Source organism: Paenibacillus sp. JNUCC32 (genome assembly GCF_014863545.1).
Classification (GTDB): Bacteria; Bacillota; Bacilli; order Paenibacillales; family Paenibacillaceae; genus Paenibacillus_AQ; species Paenibacillus_AQ lautus_A.
On sequence record NZ_CP062260.1, the window covers coordinates 4274379 to 4294552 of the forward strand.

At 54.3% G+C, this 20174-nt stretch carries 13 protein-coding genes; 1 reads left to right on the forward strand and 12 read right to left on the reverse strand.

The genetic code is table 11. From position 1 onward, the window contains the following. Nucleotides 1-5 precede the first annotated feature (5 nt). The gene (locus tag JNUCC32_RS19175; protein WP_192569494.1) at nt 6-1826 is read left to right on the forward strand and encodes an ABC transporter substrate-binding protein; all 1821 of its coding nucleotides are present in this window, start codon (nt 6-8) and stop codon (nt 1824-1826) included. Nucleotides 1827-2276: 450 nt separating this feature from the next. On the opposite strand, the gene JNUCC32_RS19180 is transcribed toward JNUCC32_RS19175, so the two are convergent. The 12 genes from JNUCC32_RS19180 to JNUCC32_RS19235 form a co-directional block, all read right to left on the reverse strand. After that, complete coding sequence (locus JNUCC32_RS19180) at nt 2277-2819, reverse strand: RBBP9/YdeN family alpha/beta hydrolase (RefSeq protein ID WP_192569495.1); 543 nt, start codon at nt 2817-2819, stop codon at nt 2277-2279. A 346-nt stretch (nt 2820-3165) separates the two neighbouring features. Next, complete coding sequence (locus JNUCC32_RS19185; RefSeq protein WP_192569496.1) at nt 3166-5724, reverse strand: glycoside hydrolase family 2 protein; 2559 nt, start codon at nt 5722-5724, stop codon at nt 3166-3168. A 146-nt stretch (nt 5725-5870) separates the two neighbouring features. After that, on the reverse strand, nt 5871-6887 hold the full coding sequence (locus JNUCC32_RS19190; RefSeq protein WP_192569497.1) for a glycosyl hydrolase: 1017 nt from the start codon (nt 6885-6887) through the stop codon (nt 5871-5873). A 176-nt stretch (nt 6888-7063) separates the two neighbouring features. Then, nucleotides 7064-8059 carry a carbohydrate ABC transporter permease gene (locus tag JNUCC32_RS19195; protein ID WP_096775188.1) on the reverse strand — a complete coding sequence of 332 codons (996 nt, stop codon included), beginning with the start codon at nt 8057-8059 and terminating at the stop codon, nt 7064-7066. A 49-nt stretch (nt 8060-8108) separates the two neighbouring features. Beyond that, the gene (locus JNUCC32_RS19200) at nt 8109-9008 is read right to left on the reverse strand and encodes a carbohydrate ABC transporter permease (protein ID WP_009589745.1); all 900 of its coding nucleotides are present in this window, start codon (nt 9006-9008) and stop codon (nt 8109-8111) included. Next, nucleotides 9005-11581 carry a DUF5696 domain-containing protein gene (locus JNUCC32_RS19205; RefSeq protein WP_192569498.1) on the reverse strand — a complete coding sequence of 859 codons (2577 nt, stop codon included), beginning with the start codon at nt 11579-11581 and terminating at the stop codon, nt 9005-9007. Before JNUCC32_RS19205 ends, JNUCC32_RS19200 begins: the two co-directional genes overlap by 4 nt. 14 nt (nt 11582-11595) lie before the next feature. Then, nucleotides 11596-12216 (reverse strand): Yip1 family protein, encoded by a 621-nt coding sequence (locus JNUCC32_RS19210; RefSeq protein WP_096775185.1) that lies wholly within the window; start codon nt 12214-12216, stop codon nt 11596-11598. Next, nucleotides 12197-13660 carry a gluconolactonase gene (locus JNUCC32_RS19215; protein ID WP_192569499.1) on the reverse strand — a complete coding sequence of 488 codons (1464 nt, stop codon included), beginning with the start codon at nt 13658-13660 and terminating at the stop codon, nt 12197-12199. Before JNUCC32_RS19215 ends, JNUCC32_RS19210 begins: the two co-directional genes overlap by 20 nt. Before the next feature lie 12 nt (nt 13661-13672). After that, nucleotides 13673-14584, reverse strand: coding sequence for a carbohydrate ABC transporter permease (locus JNUCC32_RS19220; RefSeq protein WP_009589726.1), 912 nt, complete (start codon nt 14582-14584; stop codon nt 13673-13675). Between the two features lie 4 nt (nt 14585-14588). Next, on the reverse strand, nt 14589-15557 hold the full coding sequence (locus JNUCC32_RS19225; protein WP_096775183.1) for a carbohydrate ABC transporter permease: 969 nt from the start codon (nt 15555-15557) through the stop codon (nt 14589-14591). A gap of 12 nt (nt 15558-15569) precedes the next feature. Continuing rightward, complete coding sequence (locus JNUCC32_RS19230) at nt 15570-18527, reverse strand: extracellular solute-binding protein (protein ID WP_192569500.1); 2958 nt, start codon at nt 18525-18527, stop codon at nt 15570-15572. Nucleotides 18528-18587: 60 nt separating this feature from the next. Beyond that, nucleotides 18588-19955, reverse strand: coding sequence for an ABC transporter substrate-binding protein (locus JNUCC32_RS19235; protein ID WP_096775181.1), 1368 nt, complete (start codon nt 19953-19955; stop codon nt 18588-18590). Between the last annotated feature and the right edge of the window lie 219 nt (nt 19956-20174).

Sequence of the window (20174 nt, forward strand, 5' to 3'; positions counted from 1 at the left end):
CACCAATGAAAAAGAGTTCCTTGCTGTTATTGTTCCTCTCGCTGGTCATCGTACTGGCCGGATGCAACGTAACAACCAAAGATGATGCACAGCAAAATCAGCAAGAACCAGCGGATACAGCTACAGACACATCCGCTGTTAATATTGAATTGCTTGGCATGAGCTCTAACGAATCCGATGTCAACATCATTCGCGACCAGCTCACCAAGAACGGCTTCAACGTGAAGCTGAATCTGCAGCCGGACTACGGCAGCTTCAAGGCACAGCAGGATGCCGGCAATTACGACATCGCGCTGTCCAGCTGGACAACCGTAACGGGTAACCCTGACTATGCCGTTCGTTCCCTGTTCAAAACCGGCGGCGACTACAGCATCATGTCCGACGAAGAAGTGGACAAGCTGATCGACCAAGCGGCCACGCAAACGCCGGAAGACGCCGCTCAGACTTACAAGCAGCTGGAACAACGTCTGGTAACGGACAAAGCTTACATCGCTCCATTGTACATCTCCCTGAAGAGCCAAGCGTTCAACAAGGATGTGCTGGACGAGAATTCCGTTCGTCTTTCGAAATCCCGTTCCCTGCCTTGGGAAGCCGTCGATTTCAAAGACCAATCCAAGCGTGCGACGCAGCCGCTGATTCTGTCCCAATCGATCTCTGAACTGACTTCGCTTGACCCGATCAAGGGCAACGACGGTTCCATTAACATCATCAACACCAACATGAACGTACGTCTGATCAACCTGACCGATGATGACAAGATCACGTCCGAAGGCTCGCTGTCTTATAACCATGCCATCGGCGAAGGCAACTCGGAGTACTACTTCATTCTTAGAGACGACATTAACTTTGCAAAAATCACGAACAAAAAAGCGGAAGATTCCGGCGAGCGCGTAGGCGCGGACGATGTCATCTTCTCCATGAACAGAGCGAAAGACAAAAATTCGGTGCCTGATCATCGTACCTACACGCTTCACGAGCACATCAACACCGTTGAAGCCGTAACCGACCTGAGCGTACTGGAAAACACCAAGGTTTCCGGCGGCAGCGAAAGCGTCAAGGAAGCGCTGGAAGCCGGTTTGGATACCAAGATCGCTTCCCTCGTCGACGACAAGAATCAAGCAAGCACGAAAGACGGCAAATACCAAGTCGTCAAATTGACGACAACCGAGCCGTTCCCGCAAGTATTGAACTACCTGGCTCACCAATCGGCCGGTATCGTATCGAAGAAGCAAGTTGAATCCATCAATACGTATGACGTTGAGAAATTCGACGTGAACAAAGACATCCCTTACGGCGACCAAAATACCGTAACCGAAGGCGACAAGTACAACAACACGCTGTATGCGAGCGGTCCGTATATCCTGTCTTCCAAGAATGACTATGAAGCCACCTTCTTCAAAAACCCTGGCTACATGAAGGGCACGGAGCACGAACCGAAAATCGAGCAAGTGAAAGTACGCTTTATCAAAGATGCGGACAGCACGCTCTCCGCACTGCGCAGCGGCGAAATCCACCTGTACTACGGCGTGCCGGAAACGAAATACGACGTAGTGAAAGGCGACGGCAAGCTGAAGCTGCAAACGATCGAAAGCAACGCCGTGTCCTACTTGCTGTTCAACACGAAGAACCGCGATGTGGCAACAAGCGACGATCTGAGAAGAGCGGTGCTTTACTCGATCAACCAGGATGAAATCCTGGCCTACTACAACAACAACAAAATCAAAGCCTACTCCACCGTCAGCCCAATCGTCAAAACCGGCAACGAGCTGGTAGCCGATCCGGCGAAGGTGAAGGAATTCTTGAACGCATACAAAGCGAGCAAGTAACAAAAGAGGACGACATTAGCGAAAAGCTGATGTCGTCTTTTTTGATGCGAGGTTTATATGCGCCTTCTTGCTCCCCCTCTTCTTAGCGTCACTATGGAGCCGCTCCTCCTTTTACATTGTGCCGGTTGTTTTTTGGCATCGCTCCGCATGCGGATGATACTTCCGATCTCTGTTGCCCCCAGATTTCCATGAATGAATGAACTAACGTAGAAATCCGGGGACAAAGGAGACCGCTTCGCTTCTTCAGCATCATTCCGCCTTCTCCGCTGAAGTCTTATCGGGACGGATATGCATCTCCACACTTATTCGAAGATACTAAACAAATAAAAAGACGAACGATTAGCCGCGGCGCAGCTACTCTCGCCCTTTTTTTGGAGGTGGGAAGTGTAGGGGAAAAACACCCCTGTATTTACACATATACAGGGGTGTTAACAAGACTGAAGCCTTGGATTACAAGCGCTTAATATCATCCACAAGCTCGGGCAATCCCTCGCGGAAGTAGTGATCGTCGCCCTCGTATGCCCGGGTGACGGCCTGGGGAAGCTGCTTCGCGTAGTGCTGAGCATGCGCGAACGGTACTACTGGATCGTGACGGCTGTGATATAGATATAGGTTCGGGAGATGCGGCAGCTTGGAAACAAATGAATCGGACAATGCATATTCTTCGTTTTGCCAATCGTCGTCTTTGCCCCAATAAGGGGCGGCGATCAAAAACAGTCCAGAGACGGTTAGCTGCCCGTCTTCTTCCGAGAGGTATTTCAACAGTATGGAACCGCCGAGGGAATGACCTACCAGCAGCACCTCCCCATCCAATGCCTTGATTTCATTGGCAATCTGCGCTTTCCACAGAGCGTAATCCGGATCCGGCATGCCGGGAGATAAGACATGATAAGCTTCACCCAGCCGTTCTTGTAAATGGGCGATCAAGCCGCTGCTTCCTTGGCGGATGCCTTGCGGGCCGGCACTATGAATGAACAAAACTTGTTTTTTCATGATCCGTCTCCTTCTCGATCTTTGCTCATGGGTATAAGCATGTCCAACAGGATGTGTACCAACCTAGAATAACTGATAGCAGCATGCCGGACTTCTTTTCGTTTGCTGACATCTGACCCCATCCGACCTGTATCAGAAACCCTTGGCATACCCTTTACCACATAATAAAGGTTTATCAAGATCAAGGTGTCGAACCTCCCGGATCCCCGCTTATGATGACGCCAACAAAGAAATGGTTTGCCGTTTCAGCAACAAATTCACGGCTCTATTAAAAACAAACAAAGCCGCCCCTGCACCGGAATCGGTTATAGGGGCGGCTTTGTTAGCGGATCGATTGCAGGATGAATTACACGGTCAGCACCATTGACGGATCGATGCAATCGGCCATGGACCGAACCTCGGCCCGGCCCGGCTTGCCTGGTACAAATGCCTGCTCTCCGTTATCTCGGCGGCTGAAGGATACGGTCACCGGGATGCCCGGAATCAGGTCGAAGAAGTTATCGCTGTAGAAGCCTTCCGCTTCGGCGGACAGCCATACGTGGCGGGCAAGCACGCTGCTCTCCAGCACAAACGCCGTACCATCGCTTCCTTCGACTTCTTTTACGCTGATGGTCGGACTGTGCAGACGAAGATGCTTGTCATTCACGAAATAGAATGTTTTGCTATCAACCACGACTCCATCCTGAAGCCATTGCGCCAACAGTACGACCTCGGATGAATCATGCCCGCGGAGCAGCTCATCGGCCGCAGCCCGGAATACGACGAGCGACGCTTGCTCTTCCGCACGGATCGGCTGCTCGGATCCATAGAGCTCTTTTCCGTTAAAATCGACTAACTGAACCTTCAGCGTGCCCTGGACCGCTTCTGAAATATCGGATACGAGATGAACCCGAATCTCCTGTTCCTTGGATTCGACCGAGAGACTGACATCCCGGAAGCAGCGCTTGGCCGCGTACTGCAGCGCCTTCCATCTGCCGAGGTAATCCATGCCTGCCCACGAAGCGACCGGCCAGCAGTCGTTCATCTGCCAATACAGCGTGCCCATGCAATACGGCTTGTTGCGGCGGTGGGCTTCGATCGCCGTCTTCATCGCTTCGGCCTGCTGGATCTGGCTCATGTACAGGAAAGCCTCGAAATCCTTCGGCTCGTTATAATATTGATCCATGTAACTCTTGATCAAGCGGTTGCCGGCACCGTTCTTCTGATGAGCCAGCATGACCTTCGACTCCAGCTCCATATCGCGATCTTCTGCATACGTCCGCACCGTTTTCGGTTCCGGGAAGGACTGGAACCCGTATTCGCTCATAAATCGGCCGACGTAAACGTTGTAGTTGTCAAACGGCTCCGTGTTATGCCACACGCCCCAGTAATGAATATCCCCGCTCGTTGTGGAAGGATTGGCATGCTGCTCCTTGTCATGGCTGAGCGATACCAGCGGGGAGGAAGGCCAATACTCCGCTCCCGGAGCACAACCGGTTACGGCCTCAGGAAGAATTTCGTGGAATATCTTTTCGTAGTCGCTCCAGATCTTTTCGCGGAGCTCCTCGGTATAGTCCTGCTTCCAGCCCCAGCCGCCCTTCTCTTCATAGTGCGCCCAGGCGGAATCAATCTCGTTGTTGCCGCACCAGAGCACGATGCTCGGGTGATTCCGCAGACGGACCAGGTTCTCCTCCGCTTCCAGCCGCACGTTCTCCAGAAACGCCTCGTCGCCTGGATACATGCTGCAAGCAAACATGAAATCCTGCCATACCATGAGCCCGTATTCATCACACAGATCGTAAAAGACGTCCTCTTCATAAATACCGCCGCCCCATACGCGCAGCATATTCATGTTCGATTCCGCAGCGGACGCGATTTCATGGCGATAGCGTTCCGCCGTCACTTCCGTTATGAAGCTGTCGTTCGGAATATGGTTCGCTCCCTTGGCAAACACAGGCGTGCCGTTGAGCTCGATGTAAAAGGAAGTGCCGCGGCTATCCTGCTCCCGTACCAGCTTGACGCTGCGCAGGCCGGTTCGAACCTTTTTCTCCGCAACGGTCCGTTCCGCTTCCGCCAGCTCGGCATGGAACGAATAGAGATGGGCCTCGCCCAGGCCGCGGCACCACCACAGCTTCGGCTCGGCAAGTTCAAGGCTCAATTCAACCGAATGACGGCCTTCTTCCAGCCGAACATCCTGTTCCCATGTCTGGCCGCCCGCACTTACCCGAAGCACGCCTTGCCAAGCTTGCTCCGCTGCAATGGTGGCAACGGCCGTAACCCTGGCCATTTCTGTCGTAACCTCATCCTGGCGAATAAACAAATCATCCAGCCTGACTTCGGACCAAGCCTCGAGCCTGGCCTCCCGCCAGATCCCGCTGGTCACGAAACGCGGCCCCCAATCCCAGCCGTAGTGATAAGGCGCTTTTCGGGCAAAAATACTCACTTTCTGGTCGCCCATCCCGCCAACCTCGGACTGGTCATTCGAAGCAGGCAGCGGATATCCGAGCTTCTCAAGCTTCGGCAGATCCTCCTGGATAGGGGAACGGAAGCGGATCTTCATCACATTTCCCGAATCCTTGAGCTGTGATTTCACATCGATCCGCCATGAACGAAACATATTATCGGCGGAAAGCACCTTGGCCCCGTTCACGAACACGTCCGCGTAGGTATCCAATCCGTCGAATACGAGTTCGATGCGGGATTGTGCGCTCAGATTCGAATCCAAATCAAATGACGTCTCATATTCCCAATCCTTCTTATCGATCCACTGCAGGTCATGCTCATTCGTCCCGTAGAAGGGATCGGGGATGATGCCATTCTTCAGCAGGTCGGTATGAACGCAGCCCGGCACCTGGGCCGGAAGCCACTCGGATTCATCGCAAGCCTTGAATTTCCATTGATTTAAAGTCATAACGTTAAAATTCATGATCGTCTCTCTCCATCTCTATATATTGATTTTGATGCGGTTCGGGTCATACCTCATACAGACGTGACTTTTTTCGCACTTCAGCTCGTTCTCCACGCTACGATCAGCTTCCCGGCGAGCGGCAGCATGCCTTACAGATCAAGCCGTCAGCCTTTCAGATCCGGAAGTTCATCCAGCGTGACCGTAAACGGATGATGATAGGTACGGATCAGCTGCAACTCATCCGTATACTCTTCTGAATACCTCCGGTTATTTCCTTCCCCTGTGAACACAAAGTTTCCATACCATGTGCAATTCCATGCCCACGGGCATCCGTCCTCCTGCATGAGATCGGGGTCGGGTATGACACCGTTCTCGGTCAGGGCAATGATTTTTGCCGCATCCGTATACGATGCAGCGGTGCGGAACCGCTCGGATTGCGAGCCGTAATCCCGGGCAGGCGGATAAATGTCCTCCCCGATGATATCGACGTAGGAATCGCCCGGATACCAATCCTTGTGCTGCCCGTTCCATACCCAGATCAGGTTGTTCAATTCGTGGTGATGCGTCATGCGCTCGTACATCAGCTTCCAAAGCGCGATGCAAGGCTCGGGGCCTTTGGCCCCCCACCAGAACCATCCGCCCGATGCCTCGTGAAGCGGTCTCCACAGCACCGGAATGCCGGCATCCTGCAGACGCTTGAGCTCGGCAGCGATCGCATCGATATCCCGGATGATAAGACCGTACTCTTCCGACGAAGGCTCCAACATCGCCCGTGCGATATCAAAGGTTGTCGCATTGGTATAAAAACCTCGGCCCCAAGTCCGGTCCGGCGGCAAATCGATCAGATCCTTCGGGGCATTCCAATGCCAGCAAAAGGTGACGATCCCGCCGCGGTCCCACCACTTCATCGCCAGATCCGTATCTTGACGCTCGGCTCCGCGCTCCACCCGGGATGGGGAGTAATTCATGAAATCGAACCCGCCGACGGCCGGGTATTTTCCCGTGACCTCGCGGATCATCTCGAATTCCGGCGTTGACACAACCCCAATCTGCTGCCCGGTCAGCATCCGCTTGCCGTAAATGCTGCACAGATAACCCATTAACCGTTTCGCTTCATTCGAAGCGGCCGGATTGATCAAGTCCGGCCGGACCTCATAACGGCTGCCGTTTGCTTTTGTCATGCGATTCACTCCTATCCTGTAATTGCCGTATGGATGAAAGATTCTACACATTTCCTCCATCCGTCACACCCAATGGCACAGCCCGATTCCTGCGGCATACCTAATCAGGCAAGCACAACATCTGTCCTGCGACATGTTACGCATTCTTCGGGATTGCACCTGCCCTGCAGCAGCCTCTACCCGACAACCCCCGTACGCTCCACGCTCTCCACAAAATGGCGCTGCACGAACAGATACAATCCGATCAGCGGCAGAATGGCCAGCAATATCCCCGTATCCACCACAAGCGCCACATAGTTCGGATCGGCCTTGGCCGATGAGCCGAGCCCCATCAGAGCCGGGAGAAACTGGTTGGCGTCCGCCGGCAGCGAAGCGATTTTCAGCGGCATGAGGGACTGTTCGCTCATAAAGAGCGAGGTATAGAAGGTGTCGTTATACTGCCAGACGAACGAGAACAGCGTCACCGTAATGAGCGGCGGAATCGCATTGGGAAGCATGATCGCAAAAAACGTCTTAATCCCGCCTGCCCCGTCAATCAGCGCCGCCTCCTCAATCTCCTTCGGCAGCCCCCGGAAAAATTGGCGGAAGATATAAATGAACAGTCCGGCCTTAAGCCCGGTGGCCGTGGCCGATGTAATGATCGATGGCCAGTAGCTGTTCAGCAGGTTGATGCCCTCTTTTCCGGAAAACAAGTGAACCAGTCCCAGAATGTCAAAGCTGCGGAAATGCAAATACATCGGCACCATCAGCGTGCTCATCGGGATCAGGATCGTCAGCACCACCAGGCCGAACAGCAGATTGCTTCCCGGAAAGGTGAACCTTGCAAAGCCATACCCGGCAAGCGCCGTCGACATCGTGGTCAGCAGCATCGTGATGAATACGTAAATCATCGTGTTCAGCAGCAGCGGCCAATAATCCAGCAGGTCGAGCACGATCTTGAAATTATCCAATGTGAAATGCACCGGAATCATGTAAATCGTTGGGTTATAAATATCCTGTTTGTCTTTGAACGCGACGGAGAATTTGGTGATGATCGGATAGATGATGATGAATGTGATGCCGATGATCAGCAGATAGCGGAACACTGACCACAGAATCGGCAGCGCCTTGTTCTTGAAGCGGTTCAGTCGTTCCTGAGCCGTTTCGTCCGAGCGATCCCGAATCGATGCCATAAGGACCTCCTTTTTTTCCTGCACCCGTCAGTCAGGAATCTCTTTGCCATTAGTTTTGATAAAAGGTTTTCCTTGAGACGATGATTCCCATCAACACCAGCAGCAAGCTGATAACGATGGTATACAGCCACGCCATCGCGGCACTGAGCCCGAAATTCTGCGTTTTGAAGGCCGTCTCATAAATCGTTCGGGTCACGGTGCTGTCCGCGAACGAATCGATGATGGTATAAATCATGTTCGTCAGGATGAGCGGGCTCACCATCGGAAAGGTGATTTTCCAGAACGATTCATAAGCGGTAGCCCCTTCTATCTTCGCGACCTCGTACATCGAGCCAGGGACGGCCTGCAGGGCGGCAAGAAAGATCAGAATCTGCACGCCCGAGCTGCTGATAATATCGTAGATCCTCATGACCGCCCCGATAATGTACTCGGTTACGGTAATGGGAAATCCGGCTTCGGACAAGATGCGCACCATCGATAGCACGTTGAACTGCCCGGAGGCTTGCCCAAGCTCCTCCGCCACCGTCGCATTTCCGACCAGATTGATCAGACCCGAGGTTTCCGCTGCCGAAATCGCGCCTGACGCCAGGATGACCGGCAGGAAGAAGATCGCTCTCGCAAGGGCTCTCCCCCGGAATTTCTGATTCAGCAGAACGGCCGAGAACAGACTGAAAAACAAGATCAGCGGAACGTCCACCACCATGCCCAGTATCGATTCCGTCAGGATCCGGTTGAAGTTCGCGTCCACGAACAGCGCGGTGTTGAAATTGCTCCAACCTACCGGCTCCAGCTCATAGCCCGTGGGAGAGATGTTCAATTTACTGAAGCTGAACAAAATGGACTGAAACAGAGGCCCGGCAAACAAAAAGATAAAGCCGATCAGCCATGGCGCGATGAAGAGGAGGCCGAGCATGGATCTTTTCTGAGTCAGGGACAATCTCATTTTCATGCCCGGTCACCACCTACAGCGTAATTTTGCGGTTCCACTAGGACCCCGTTAACATCAACCGCTTGATCGGTATAATTGATCAGAATCGAGGCGCCGTTCTCGTACCTTACTTCCACCACGCCGTCTTCATGCCGCTTATGCTCCACCATTCGCTGCGTCCGGATCGGCGCCAGCACCTCGTTCAGCTCGTGGTACAAGGAAACCGCTTCTTCGAACCAATCCTTGTAATGCGTGGAGTACATGTCATCGAAACGCGTATACTTCAGCTTCGAGCTTTGTTCATAAGACCATAGGAAATGCGGAGCCGTTCCCAATTCCAGCGACTGCAGGAGCGCTTTGCGCAAATGTTGTTCATTCAGGTTATTGACCGCTGCTCCCGCATAATCCAGGTAGCCGTGAATGACCATTTGATAAAACGGCACGGCTTCATCCGTCAGCCCAAATCCGCTGCTCGACGTCGGGACATCGAGCACGTGGCCTGCATATGGCCAGCTGTAAGCATTGGCACCGGAAACCATCGTATTCGGGTATGCCTCGTGCAGCGCCTTCAACTGATCGGTCACGATAAACTTCGCGGTTTCCCGGAAAACCACCCGCTGCACCCGGTAATCGGAGCTCAGGACATCGCCCAGGTCCCGCAATGACACGGCCCCCATGCCAAACCGTTCATATTGCCCTGTGAATCGGTCCACGTAATAGGGAAGCTTCGCCGGCGACATCAGGTTGTACGTGCCGTAATACGAGTTCATCCGGTTCGTGTTCCGGTCATACGGATGCAGCGCTGCCGTTTCCCTGGTTACGAAACGGGAGGCATCGGATGACGGCGTAAACGCCCCATCGTCATGGTAGACATGCTGGAAGGCAACATCCGGATACAGCCCGCCGCCGGCGTCCTGCAATTGCTTGGATAGTGCCTTAAGCTCGGCGGCGTTTCCGACAACGCTGTCCGTCTTTACCTTCACCGGGGTTTTGTGATGGACGCCTTGGCCAAACCAGCCGAGATAACGCATTCGGAGATTGGCGATGCCCTCGCCGTTCAGAAGAGCGGCGATCTCGCCTGCCTGCTCGAAGGTGGTCATCGAGACGACGGCATCATACGGTACGCCCAGAAAAGATCTCCGTTTATCCACGCTTCCCAGCATATCGAGATAGAACGGAATGCCCTCCGCTTCTTCCAGGGGAACCAGCTTGTTTTCCTTCGCAAGCGTTTCCTGATACAAGCGGGCCATGCCGGAGTAGCTGGCCCCTTCGCCGGACAGGAAACGGTATTTGACGGACAGCTTCCCGTTGTACAGCTTGTCATTCAACAGCTGGATTTCCTGCACCGTACTTCCGGTGTAAAGCTCCAGCATATCCTCGCCGCGCACGGCAAAGCTGCTGAATACATGATTGTACGAATTCTGCTTCCCGCCAATGTCCGCTGACACGCTCGCGATGGCGTCGCCTTCTTCAATCACGGCAAACCAGCCGCCGTCCCCGTTCTTCATGCCGAATACGGGCATCCGCGCCTGCTCGGCCACCTGTCCGCGGCTGCTGCTGTTATGATTCGGATCGGTGCCGTATATGCGCTGCACGTACTGTTCTTCCTTCACTTTGCCGTTATTCAGGTGGATCAGGCTGCCGCTGCCGTCCGGCACCAGCATATAACCCTCGGCCTTCGTTCCCGCCGCGCCGAAATAGCGAAGCAGCTCTACGCTGCGCAGGCGGTGACTCTCACTTTCCGTTACCTGGTCAAGCGGTATCGTAACGACAAGCGAATCCTCTTCCAGCCGGTATTCGAGCGGAATCTTGAACTGCGGCTTCGAAGAGGCGCTTGCGGCGGCTCCTCCGCCCGCTTCGTTATCATAGGCAAGATCCTCCGCGGTGTAACCCGCCTGCTCGAAAGCGCCCAGCATTTTTTTCAGAACCAGCTCTTTCTTGATCTGGTCGTCCAGGCGCTCCAGCATCGCAGGGTTATCCTTCATGGGGTAATACCGGGCCTGCACGTATCTGGCCAATGACGCATCCAGCTTGCTGACCACCTTCTCCTGCAGCCGGTCCTGCGAGATGTATTTCGGCAAGGCGTCGATCCCGAGCGAGACATCTCCCAGCGTATACGTGACGCGAACGCCGTTGTCCAAGGCTTCCGCCGTATAGTTCCCGTTCATCACGCTCCACGTATAATTCGGATAAGTCTCAAGCGTGCCGATCCCATCCCGGAACGTCAGCGTCAATTGCGAAGACAGCATTTCCTTCTCGAAAGGCGAAGCCATTCCGTCCTCCATCCGGTCTGGCGGATTGCTGTACCATACCGTATCGCTCCGCTTATCCCGTACCGCGACCTCGGTCGTGTCCGGATGATAATACAGCGCAAGCGCCTCCGTTTCCGCTACCAGATCCATGCCGGGCACGCCGCCTGTCAAATCGTTCAGGACGGAGAGCTCCCTGCCCTGCGCCGTCTCGGTCGCCGCCGTACTGTACGCAGCGACGTCGACCGCCGGCGCTCCCCGGTTCACGTAGATCAGTAAGCCCGCAGCCATGCACGTTATAACGGTACATGCAAGCACCGTGTACAGCCATTTTCTTTTTTTCACGGCCTACGGCCTCCTTATTGCCTGAAAATGATCTCTCGGTAAACGTTGACAACGAACGTGTAAATCTGCTGCAGCATGCTCAGGACGAGCGTGCCCAGAAATACGATAATGCCCATGACGATCAGGCTCAGTAACATCGTGACGACCGTTTTGCCGGCCGAGTATTGGTGGACCGTCATCGTGCCGACAAAGAGCAGCCCGATAAACCAGATCGCTGCTACCGTCGTTAGCAGATAATAGAACACGGTCTCTTCCTGGACCATGAACCGGCTCGCCAGCGTCATGGGCGGATAGATCAGAACCATCGGAATGAGGGCATATGCGCTGGCCATCACGATCTCCTTAAACTTCCCTTCACCGCCCATGAGCGTGGTGACCGACCAGTTGGAGACGCACCACAGGAAGAACGGGAGGACGATAAATATCAGTTCGTCGATGCTGCTCAGCGTCCGCGGATCATTGTAGTTGACCAGAAATCCCGCATACTGCCGCTGCAGAATCATGGCAATGACCACGAGCGCCAATACGAGATAAGCGACACCGAGCCGCCCCCGGTTTTCATACTTCAGGTCCCAATATCCGTCGAAGGGGTGAACGATCAAATGAAGGGGGAATTTAAGATAATCCTGCTTCATGCTTTCCTGCCCTCCTCTGCTTTCGGGTTCTTACCGTTCTATAGACCGCGTAGAGCAGCAGGCCCCCGGTCCCTGCCGATAAAAAGGTGCCGAAATGCTCCTTCATGACCTCCCTGCGATATCGTTTATACGCCACGGAATAATTCTTGCGGTCCATGCCCAGCTCAAAATACTTAAGGGCTTCCTTGTTCTCCCCCTTCATGAGCTTCGCTTTCCCGATGCCGATATAAGCGATGTCATAGTTCGCATTGAGCTGAAGAACCCGTTCCCAATAGCTCTCCGCCTCCGCGTCTTCTCCCCGGTAATGATGGCGGACGGCAAGGTTAACCTGCTTCCCGAACTCGGTCGGCTCGAATATGACGATGCTTGCCTTTCCCCGGTCCAGCACAAGCTGACGGTCCCCAAGCCGTTCAATCGCCGCCGGCGTCTTAAATAGGCCCAGCTGATTCCCGATGCCGCCGTATACGAACAGCAGATTGCCGGTCTCGTCGTATGTGAAGACGCGACCTTGGGTAGAGTCCAGCGCGCTGTACATCCCGTCGCCGAGCACCTTAATATCAACGAACTTGGACGGCCCCACCGTTCTTCGATAATAAATATCTCCCGCAACCGGAAAGTAGCCGAAGCGCTTTAGCACATCCTCTCCCGACGGATTGAGGCGTTTCATCGGTTCCCTGGATCCGACGTCAATATTCGTGGCATAGACGAACCCCTTGCCGTCCATATCCAGATTGGAGAACTCGGTCGGGATGAACAGTCTCATCTGGGCTTTCTGCGCGTTCGTCGATACCAATCTCCAGAAATAATCGCCATAATCGCGCTTTACCTTAATCGTTCCGACGTACCCGAGAAAGGTACCGTCCTCCTCGAACTGCATAATGCCTTCGTAAACGCCGCGGGCGACAACGAATACCCGTTTGGCTTCATCCACCGCTACTTTCAGGGGAATGAATTGAAAGCCTTGTGGCAGCACATCCGACTCCGGCTGCTCCATGATGCGGACAAGCGACCCTTCCGTCGTCAACACGACAACCCGTTGATGGTCCGTATCCGCAACATAGATTTGCTCGTCCCCGTCAATGAAGATGCCGGCAGGATTTGCAAAACCGTCCTCTTTCCCTTCGTTCATGAATGAATCAATCACCCGGATCACGTTCCACGTGTCGTCCAGGACGACGATCCGTTTGTTGCCGCTGTCCAGCACGTAGACGTTTCCGGCTTCCGACACATGCATATCGCTCGGATCCAAAAAATCCCCAATGCCCAGCTCCTTCCCCGTAACGGCGCGTTCCGGCAAATAAGCCGCAGGCACGGCAACCGTTTCCTCCCAATAATTGTAGATATAGCTCTCGTACGGAGCACTGGCGGAGACGCTCCCCGGCATCAGGCCGGTAAGCAGCAGGGAGGCCGCCGCGAGAGTTAGCAACCATTTTTTCGCTGACATCTGATCCCCTCCCTAATCCTTCATCCCGGAGGTCGCCATCGTCTCGATGATCCGGCTCTGCGAGAACAGAAAGAGCACAATCGGCACACTCATCAGGATGACTGCCACGGCCGCGCCCGCGCCGGCCCGGGAAATACCGCCCAGAATGATCTGATTGGATGCATAATGCAGGGTCTTAAGCTGTTCGCTGTAAATAAAGCCGTTGCCGTCGGTTCCCCACAGGATCTGGAACAGCAATATGATCAGCGTGAGCCACGCCGGCTTCACGTTCGGCATCACGATGGACCAGAAGATCCGGTATTCGCTCGCTCCGTCGATTTTGGCCGCTTCCAATAGGGCATCCGGTATCTGTTCCATGAACTGCTTCATCAGATATAACCCTAGCGAATAGCCGAAAGCCGGTATAATGACGGCCCAGTAGGTGTCGATGAGCCCCAGCCACGACAGGATCATATAATTCGGCGTCGCCGTAACGACCGGCGTGAACATCAGCGAGAGCACGACGACCTGGAAGAGGAATACCTTGCCCGGAAACTTGTGTTTGGCCAGCGGATAAGCCGCCGCGGATGCAAAGATCACATGACCGACAATGCCGACCCCGGTTATGAAGACCGTATTGAAGATATACCGCGAGAACGGTACCCAGGACTGGCCGAGCAGATTGATCAAATCGGAAAAGTTATTCCATGTCGGATTGCGGACAAACAGCGTCGGCGGGAACAGGAAAATTTCGTCCAGCGGTTTGAACGCGTTGTTGATGGCGTACACCAGGGGCAGCGCCATGAAAGCGCCGAACACCGCCAGCAGCGCAAACAGGGAGAAGGTCCCCATGAACGAGCGGTTTACCCGTTTGCTGCGAGCTTTAAGCCTGACGTTCAGCAGGCGGCCGTCCCGTTTTTTCGGAAGTTCGTATGTAACCCTCACGCGTCTACTCACCTACCTTGCGCAGCAATTTTTGGACGATCAGGTTGGTTCCCACCATCAGGATGAACAGCACGGTCGCAATCGCCGACGCAAAACCCATCTCAAAGCGCGTCGTACCGAAATCGATGAGATGCGTGACGATGGTTTCCGCCGCGTAGTTCACGCTCGGGAAACCGGCCAGCGCAATCGATACGTCGGCCACGGCAAACGATGTCGTAAGCTGGATGACCGCGCCGAACATAAGCTGCGGCCGCATCGAAGGCAGCGTTATGAACCACAGCTCCTGCCAGCGGTTGCGGACCCCGTCCACGGCACCCGCTTCGTAGAGTGTTTTATCCACGGTTTGAAGTCCGGCGATAAAGGCCAGGAAGCCGGTTCCGAGGCTGAGCCACAGCTGGACCAAAATGATAATCGGCATGATCATCGCTTCGGTTTTCAGCCATTGGATCGGCTCCAGGATGATGCCCAGCTTAATCAGCATGCCGTTCGCTATGCCGTAGCGGTCTCCCGAGAAGATCATCAGCCAGATGAAGTAAATGTTCCCCGAGATCGAAGGCGCATAGAAGATCAGGGTCATGAACGCCCGCAGCCGCGGACCCAGCTCATTGATGACCCAAGCAAACAGGAAGCAGGCCAAGTAACTGATGGGTCCCGTTATGGCTGCAAAGAGCAGCGTGTTCTTCAGCGCGACCAGAAAGATATCGTCCTCCAGGAACAGGCGCGTATAATTATCCCAGCCGACAAACCGCGGAAACTCCAGCATATTGAAGTACGTAAAGCTGAGAATCATCGAAATGACGACCGGAAAAACGGTAAACAGCGTGAACAGGATCATATAAGGCGCAAGCAAAATATAGGAATGCTTGCTGGCCTTCATCTCCGCCAGCTTCCGCCTCCACCAGGATTGCGGCTTGACGGGGCGGATTGCGGCTGACATCGTAACTTCAGGATCCTGAAGGCTGGCATTATGCAAATTGGACTCCCCCTATTCCTGCAGCTCGCCGAATTCTGCTTGCTTGGTTCGGATTTCGTCGTGAATATACTGCACCGAATCCATCAAGGCCTCCCGCGGCTCGATGCCGCTGATGACCGCACGATAGAAGGCATTGAACAAATGCCTGCCCGTCGAATAACCGCCCGGCACCTCGGGTATTCCCTGAACCCATTCGAATTGGGATTTCAAATTCTCGTAGTCGGCTACCGGCCACGGCAGACTATCCAGCGCCTTGATGTTGGCGGTCGGATAGCGGGCCGCCGCGCCCATCAGCCCTTCCATTTCGCGGCCGAAATTCGTCTGCGTCGCATCTCTGGTCCACCATTTCAAGAATTCCCAGGCCGCATCCTTGTCCTTCGCATCGTCCAGCATCAGCACGGCGCTGCCGCCGCTCGGTACGGTGCGGTCAATCGTGCCGTCCGCCTGAACGGTTCCCGGAACGGGGGCGAACCCCCATACGCCGCGGATTTCCGGCGCGAACACCGACAGCTGGTTATAAGTGGTGTAATCGGAAATGCCGATCGGCATCTGTCCGGTACGGAACCGGTTCGCAAAATCGTATTCCCGTTCCAGCTTGTAGTCGGTGTAATACTCCGTCCACTGTTTAAATGCTTCCAGCCCGATCTTGGAATCCAGATCCGACTCCCGGCCGTTGTTGCGGTAGAATTGTCCGCCGGATTGCATCAGGAGCGCCGCATACATCGAATTCGGCGGCAGCGTGGTCCACTGATCCGGTGCCTGCGCCACGACGGGAAGACCGAATTGCATATGATTTTTGTTCAATACGGCAAGCAGGCTGGCCACATCGTCCCAAGTCTTCGGAACTTCAAGACCCAGCTCCTCCAGCACGTCCTTCCGATAGAACATCATGTTGAAGGTTTGCGTCTCCGGCAGCGCATATACGCCGCTGCGGTATCGGTATGGCACCAAGGCGCTGTCCCGGAATCTGGCCGCTACCGATTCGAAGTCAGGGAATTGCATCAGGTCCGCTGCGGCATTTCGCATGGCAAAGTTCACGGGGAGGTCATTGCCGATCTGCATCGCGACCTCCGGTCCTTGTCCCGACAAAGTGGCGGGGAGCAGCGTCCCCATGTTCACCAGCTTCAGATTGACGTTGATGCCGGTCTCCGGCGTAAAGGTCTCGTCGATCATCGCCTTGATGGTATTGGCCTGATCACGGCCGCTGCCGATCCATACGGTGATCGAACGCTGGTTCTTCTCATCCGTGACGTTACCGATATTGTTGTAATCGATGAAGAAGGAGCTGAAGAACGTCGACGCCTCATGCTTCACCTTATCGGCAGCCCCCATTCCGCTCTTCGGCAGCTTGGCATCGGCTGATGCAACATAGAGGGCATCGATCTCCAGCGGCTGCTCCCTTGCCTGCTGCAGCCATGTTCCGAGTCCGCCGGTATTCGTCTTGTAGGCCTCCAGCCTGCGCGGAATCGTATCCGGCTTCTCGATCATCTCATCCAGCTGAAGCGCCATGGTCTTCAGCAGCGCCTCCTGGTCGCCGGATTGACCCGACAGCTCAACCAATCTGGCCGCGACCGCTTTCAGTCTGCCGCTTTCGTACCGGAAGGCTTCCAGCAGTTCCGGTATCCGCTGCTCTACGCGGTAATCCCTGAATTCATCCGGATTCGTGCCGGTGATCATCAATATTTTGCGGTACATGGCATTCAGGTTGAGCAGACTGTCCTCCACCTCATGAATGAGGGGAGCGAATTCACCCAGACTCGCCTCGAGGCGTAACACATGCTTGCCTTGCTCCAACCGGAACAGATAAGGTTCATCGCCCCCAAGCTCGTCCATGCGATATCCGTTCTTGAAGCGGAAAGCGACGTGGTTCATTTCTTCAAACGGAACCTTCCCGTCGATCGTCAGCTTTCGCGTCGAGTACATGCCCCTCACAAAATTTTGCTGCGATTTGAACGCTATCCTATAGAGCCCGCTCTCCGGGACGTCCAGTTCCCATTCGATCCACTGTCCGGGCAGCCGCCAGTTGAAGCCGCCGATGGTGTTGATTCGGACTTTCGACGCACTGTAAGGGCTGACGCTCGGACTCGAACGCTCGCTTAGCGGATACAGGGTCGGCGAGGATTTGGCGACTGCGTCTTCTCCCTGAATCGCCAGCAAGGCGCCTTCGGTTCTTCGAATCCCTTCAGCCTCATACTGCCGGTACAGCTCGGCATACGTCGGCGGACTCTCCTGCTGGAACAGCTTGAGTTCCCCGATAACCATCGGTTCCCGCGCGGCCGTTAAAGATACGGTATGCTCCCCCTCCTCAAAGTAAAAAAGAAGCGGCTCCGTGATGTAACCATCCGCATCCTTCAGCACCGCCGTGGTCCAAGCGGGGCGTTCGATTTGCTTCGGCCTCAGGTCATTGCCCTGGTTATCCTGATCGATGCCGTCCTTGGCGTTATCCCATATGCGGTCGAATTGCAAATAAGCGGCCTCCTGGAATGGAACCTCCCCGTCGATGCGGATGGAACGCTCAATGGAGGAACTCTTTCCTTCCACCGGATAATAGAGCAGGGACAGATTGTACAATCCCTCCTCCTCTACATGAACCTTCCATTCCACCTCACCCTTCTCCCCCGTGAACAACGAGGTTCCGGGATGACCCTCATAGGCTTCCAGCCTGCGGAATTCCCCGCCCTCGGCACGGCTGTAATCCGCCGCGGGAATCGTGATCTCACGATCAGGTCGACCTTTTCCGTCATGATCCGACAAATATTGGACATAGGAAATGCTTTTCCCCGGCTGCGTGCTGAGATTGACCAGCGATGCGGGACGTTCCAATGTAAGCCCTGTCCCGCCGTGTTCCGGCCTCCCCCCGGCTCCGGACTCATTCCCCCCTCTATTAAAGAACACCGTCAAAGCGGTGAAGATTGCAGCAAGAACCAATAACCGGGTCATCCATTTTTTTAGCTGCGTTTGATGTGTCAATGTTCATCCCCCTGTTCAGGAGAAGGGGGCGCGGCTTAAGCTTTAACGCCCCCGTCCATCTTATTTGCCCATTTTATCGACAGCAGCCTGTGCCTGTTGTTTATATTTCTCGGCCGTAGCGGTTACCGATTGATTGTTCACGATAATGTCCTCAATGAAAGCGCCCGTAGGGTAATCCGTGTAGGCTTCGTCGACCGTGATGACGCCGGTTCCGGCAATATGCTCGCGAATCATGTCGATGTCTTCCTGATTGGTATAGATGCTCTCCAGGTAATCCTGTCCCGGGTATTCCTCGGTCGGCGGTATATCGAACGTCTCTTCGTAAATTTGGTAGACGATGGCCGGATCTTTCACGCCCTTGGCAATGAACTTCGCGGACGCGGCGGTATTGGCATACGTTGTTTCTGCCGATCCCTGCGGGCCGGCAGGAATCGGAACCACGCCAACCTCGAACGTAATGTCGCCCAGCATCCATTCCGCCGCCGTAAACATGGCTACGTCGCCGTCTTTGAAGGTGTTGGTTTCTTCCCAATTCGTTTTGTTGCCGCTCTTGACTTTCACAACCTTCTCCACGTTGTAGAGGCGGTTCACGAACTCGGCTGCTTCCAATGTCTTCGGATCGGACAAGCCTTCTTTGCCGTTGGAATCGTCTACGATTTTGCCCCCGTTAGCGGCGGTGAAATGCTTTACCGCATCAATGGCCCAACCGGAGAAGCCCCATACGTCCGTTTTCCCGTCGTTATTCGTATCTTTGGTTGCCTGTTTGGCAAGCTCCATGAATTTATCCCAGTTCCATTCTCCCTTGGCATACAGCTCCTGAAGATCCGGAAGCCCGTTCTTCTTAAACAGGTCGCGGTTGTAATGAAGTCCGAGCCCGATGGAGGTCGGATTATCGAAGCCGTATTCCCCTCCGCCAATGGATGGATATTTCGTCTGCAGATCCGCTTCGTTATTGATGTTGTTTTTGTCCGTGGTAAATTCGCTGATCGGCAGGATCTGTCCCTTCATAATCGCCGGCAATGCCGACTTGTACTCCAACTGCACGATATCGGCGAACGGCTCGCCTGCCAGCACGCTTGTCGTGAATTTATTCATGTACTCCTCAAAGGGAACGTTGACGAATTCGATTTTGCAATTGTATTTCTTCTCGATTTCGGCGATCTTCTCCAGGCGTGCCTTCTCACCGGCCGTTGTGCCTGCCGGCTTCAGGTCCCACCAAGCGGCTACCTTAATCACGCGGCCGCCCAGATCAACAGGTTCTGCTTCAGGTTCGGCGGGTTCTTCTTTAGGAGTCTCTGCCGCGGTTTCCGTGCTGGGAGCCGGGGTCGCCGGCGGCGCCTCCGCCTGCTTGGCCCCTCCGCCGCTGCAAGCGGTAATCAAAAATAACAAACAGATAAGCAATAAAGAAAGCCCTTTCATTTTTCTCACGCTAAAAACCTCCCCTATTTGTTTAACGCCCTGTTAACGTCATGCAAGTACCCCCAAGATGATGTCGATGCTTCATTCCCGGCAATCCTGTTGTTCCCCCGCCCCCAATCCGTTATCCCTGTTTGCCAAAAAATATAACACCAGGATCGTAATTACGTCAATATATTTTATGATAATAATAACAAACAACCTAAATATTATTTTATAAATAACCTAAAT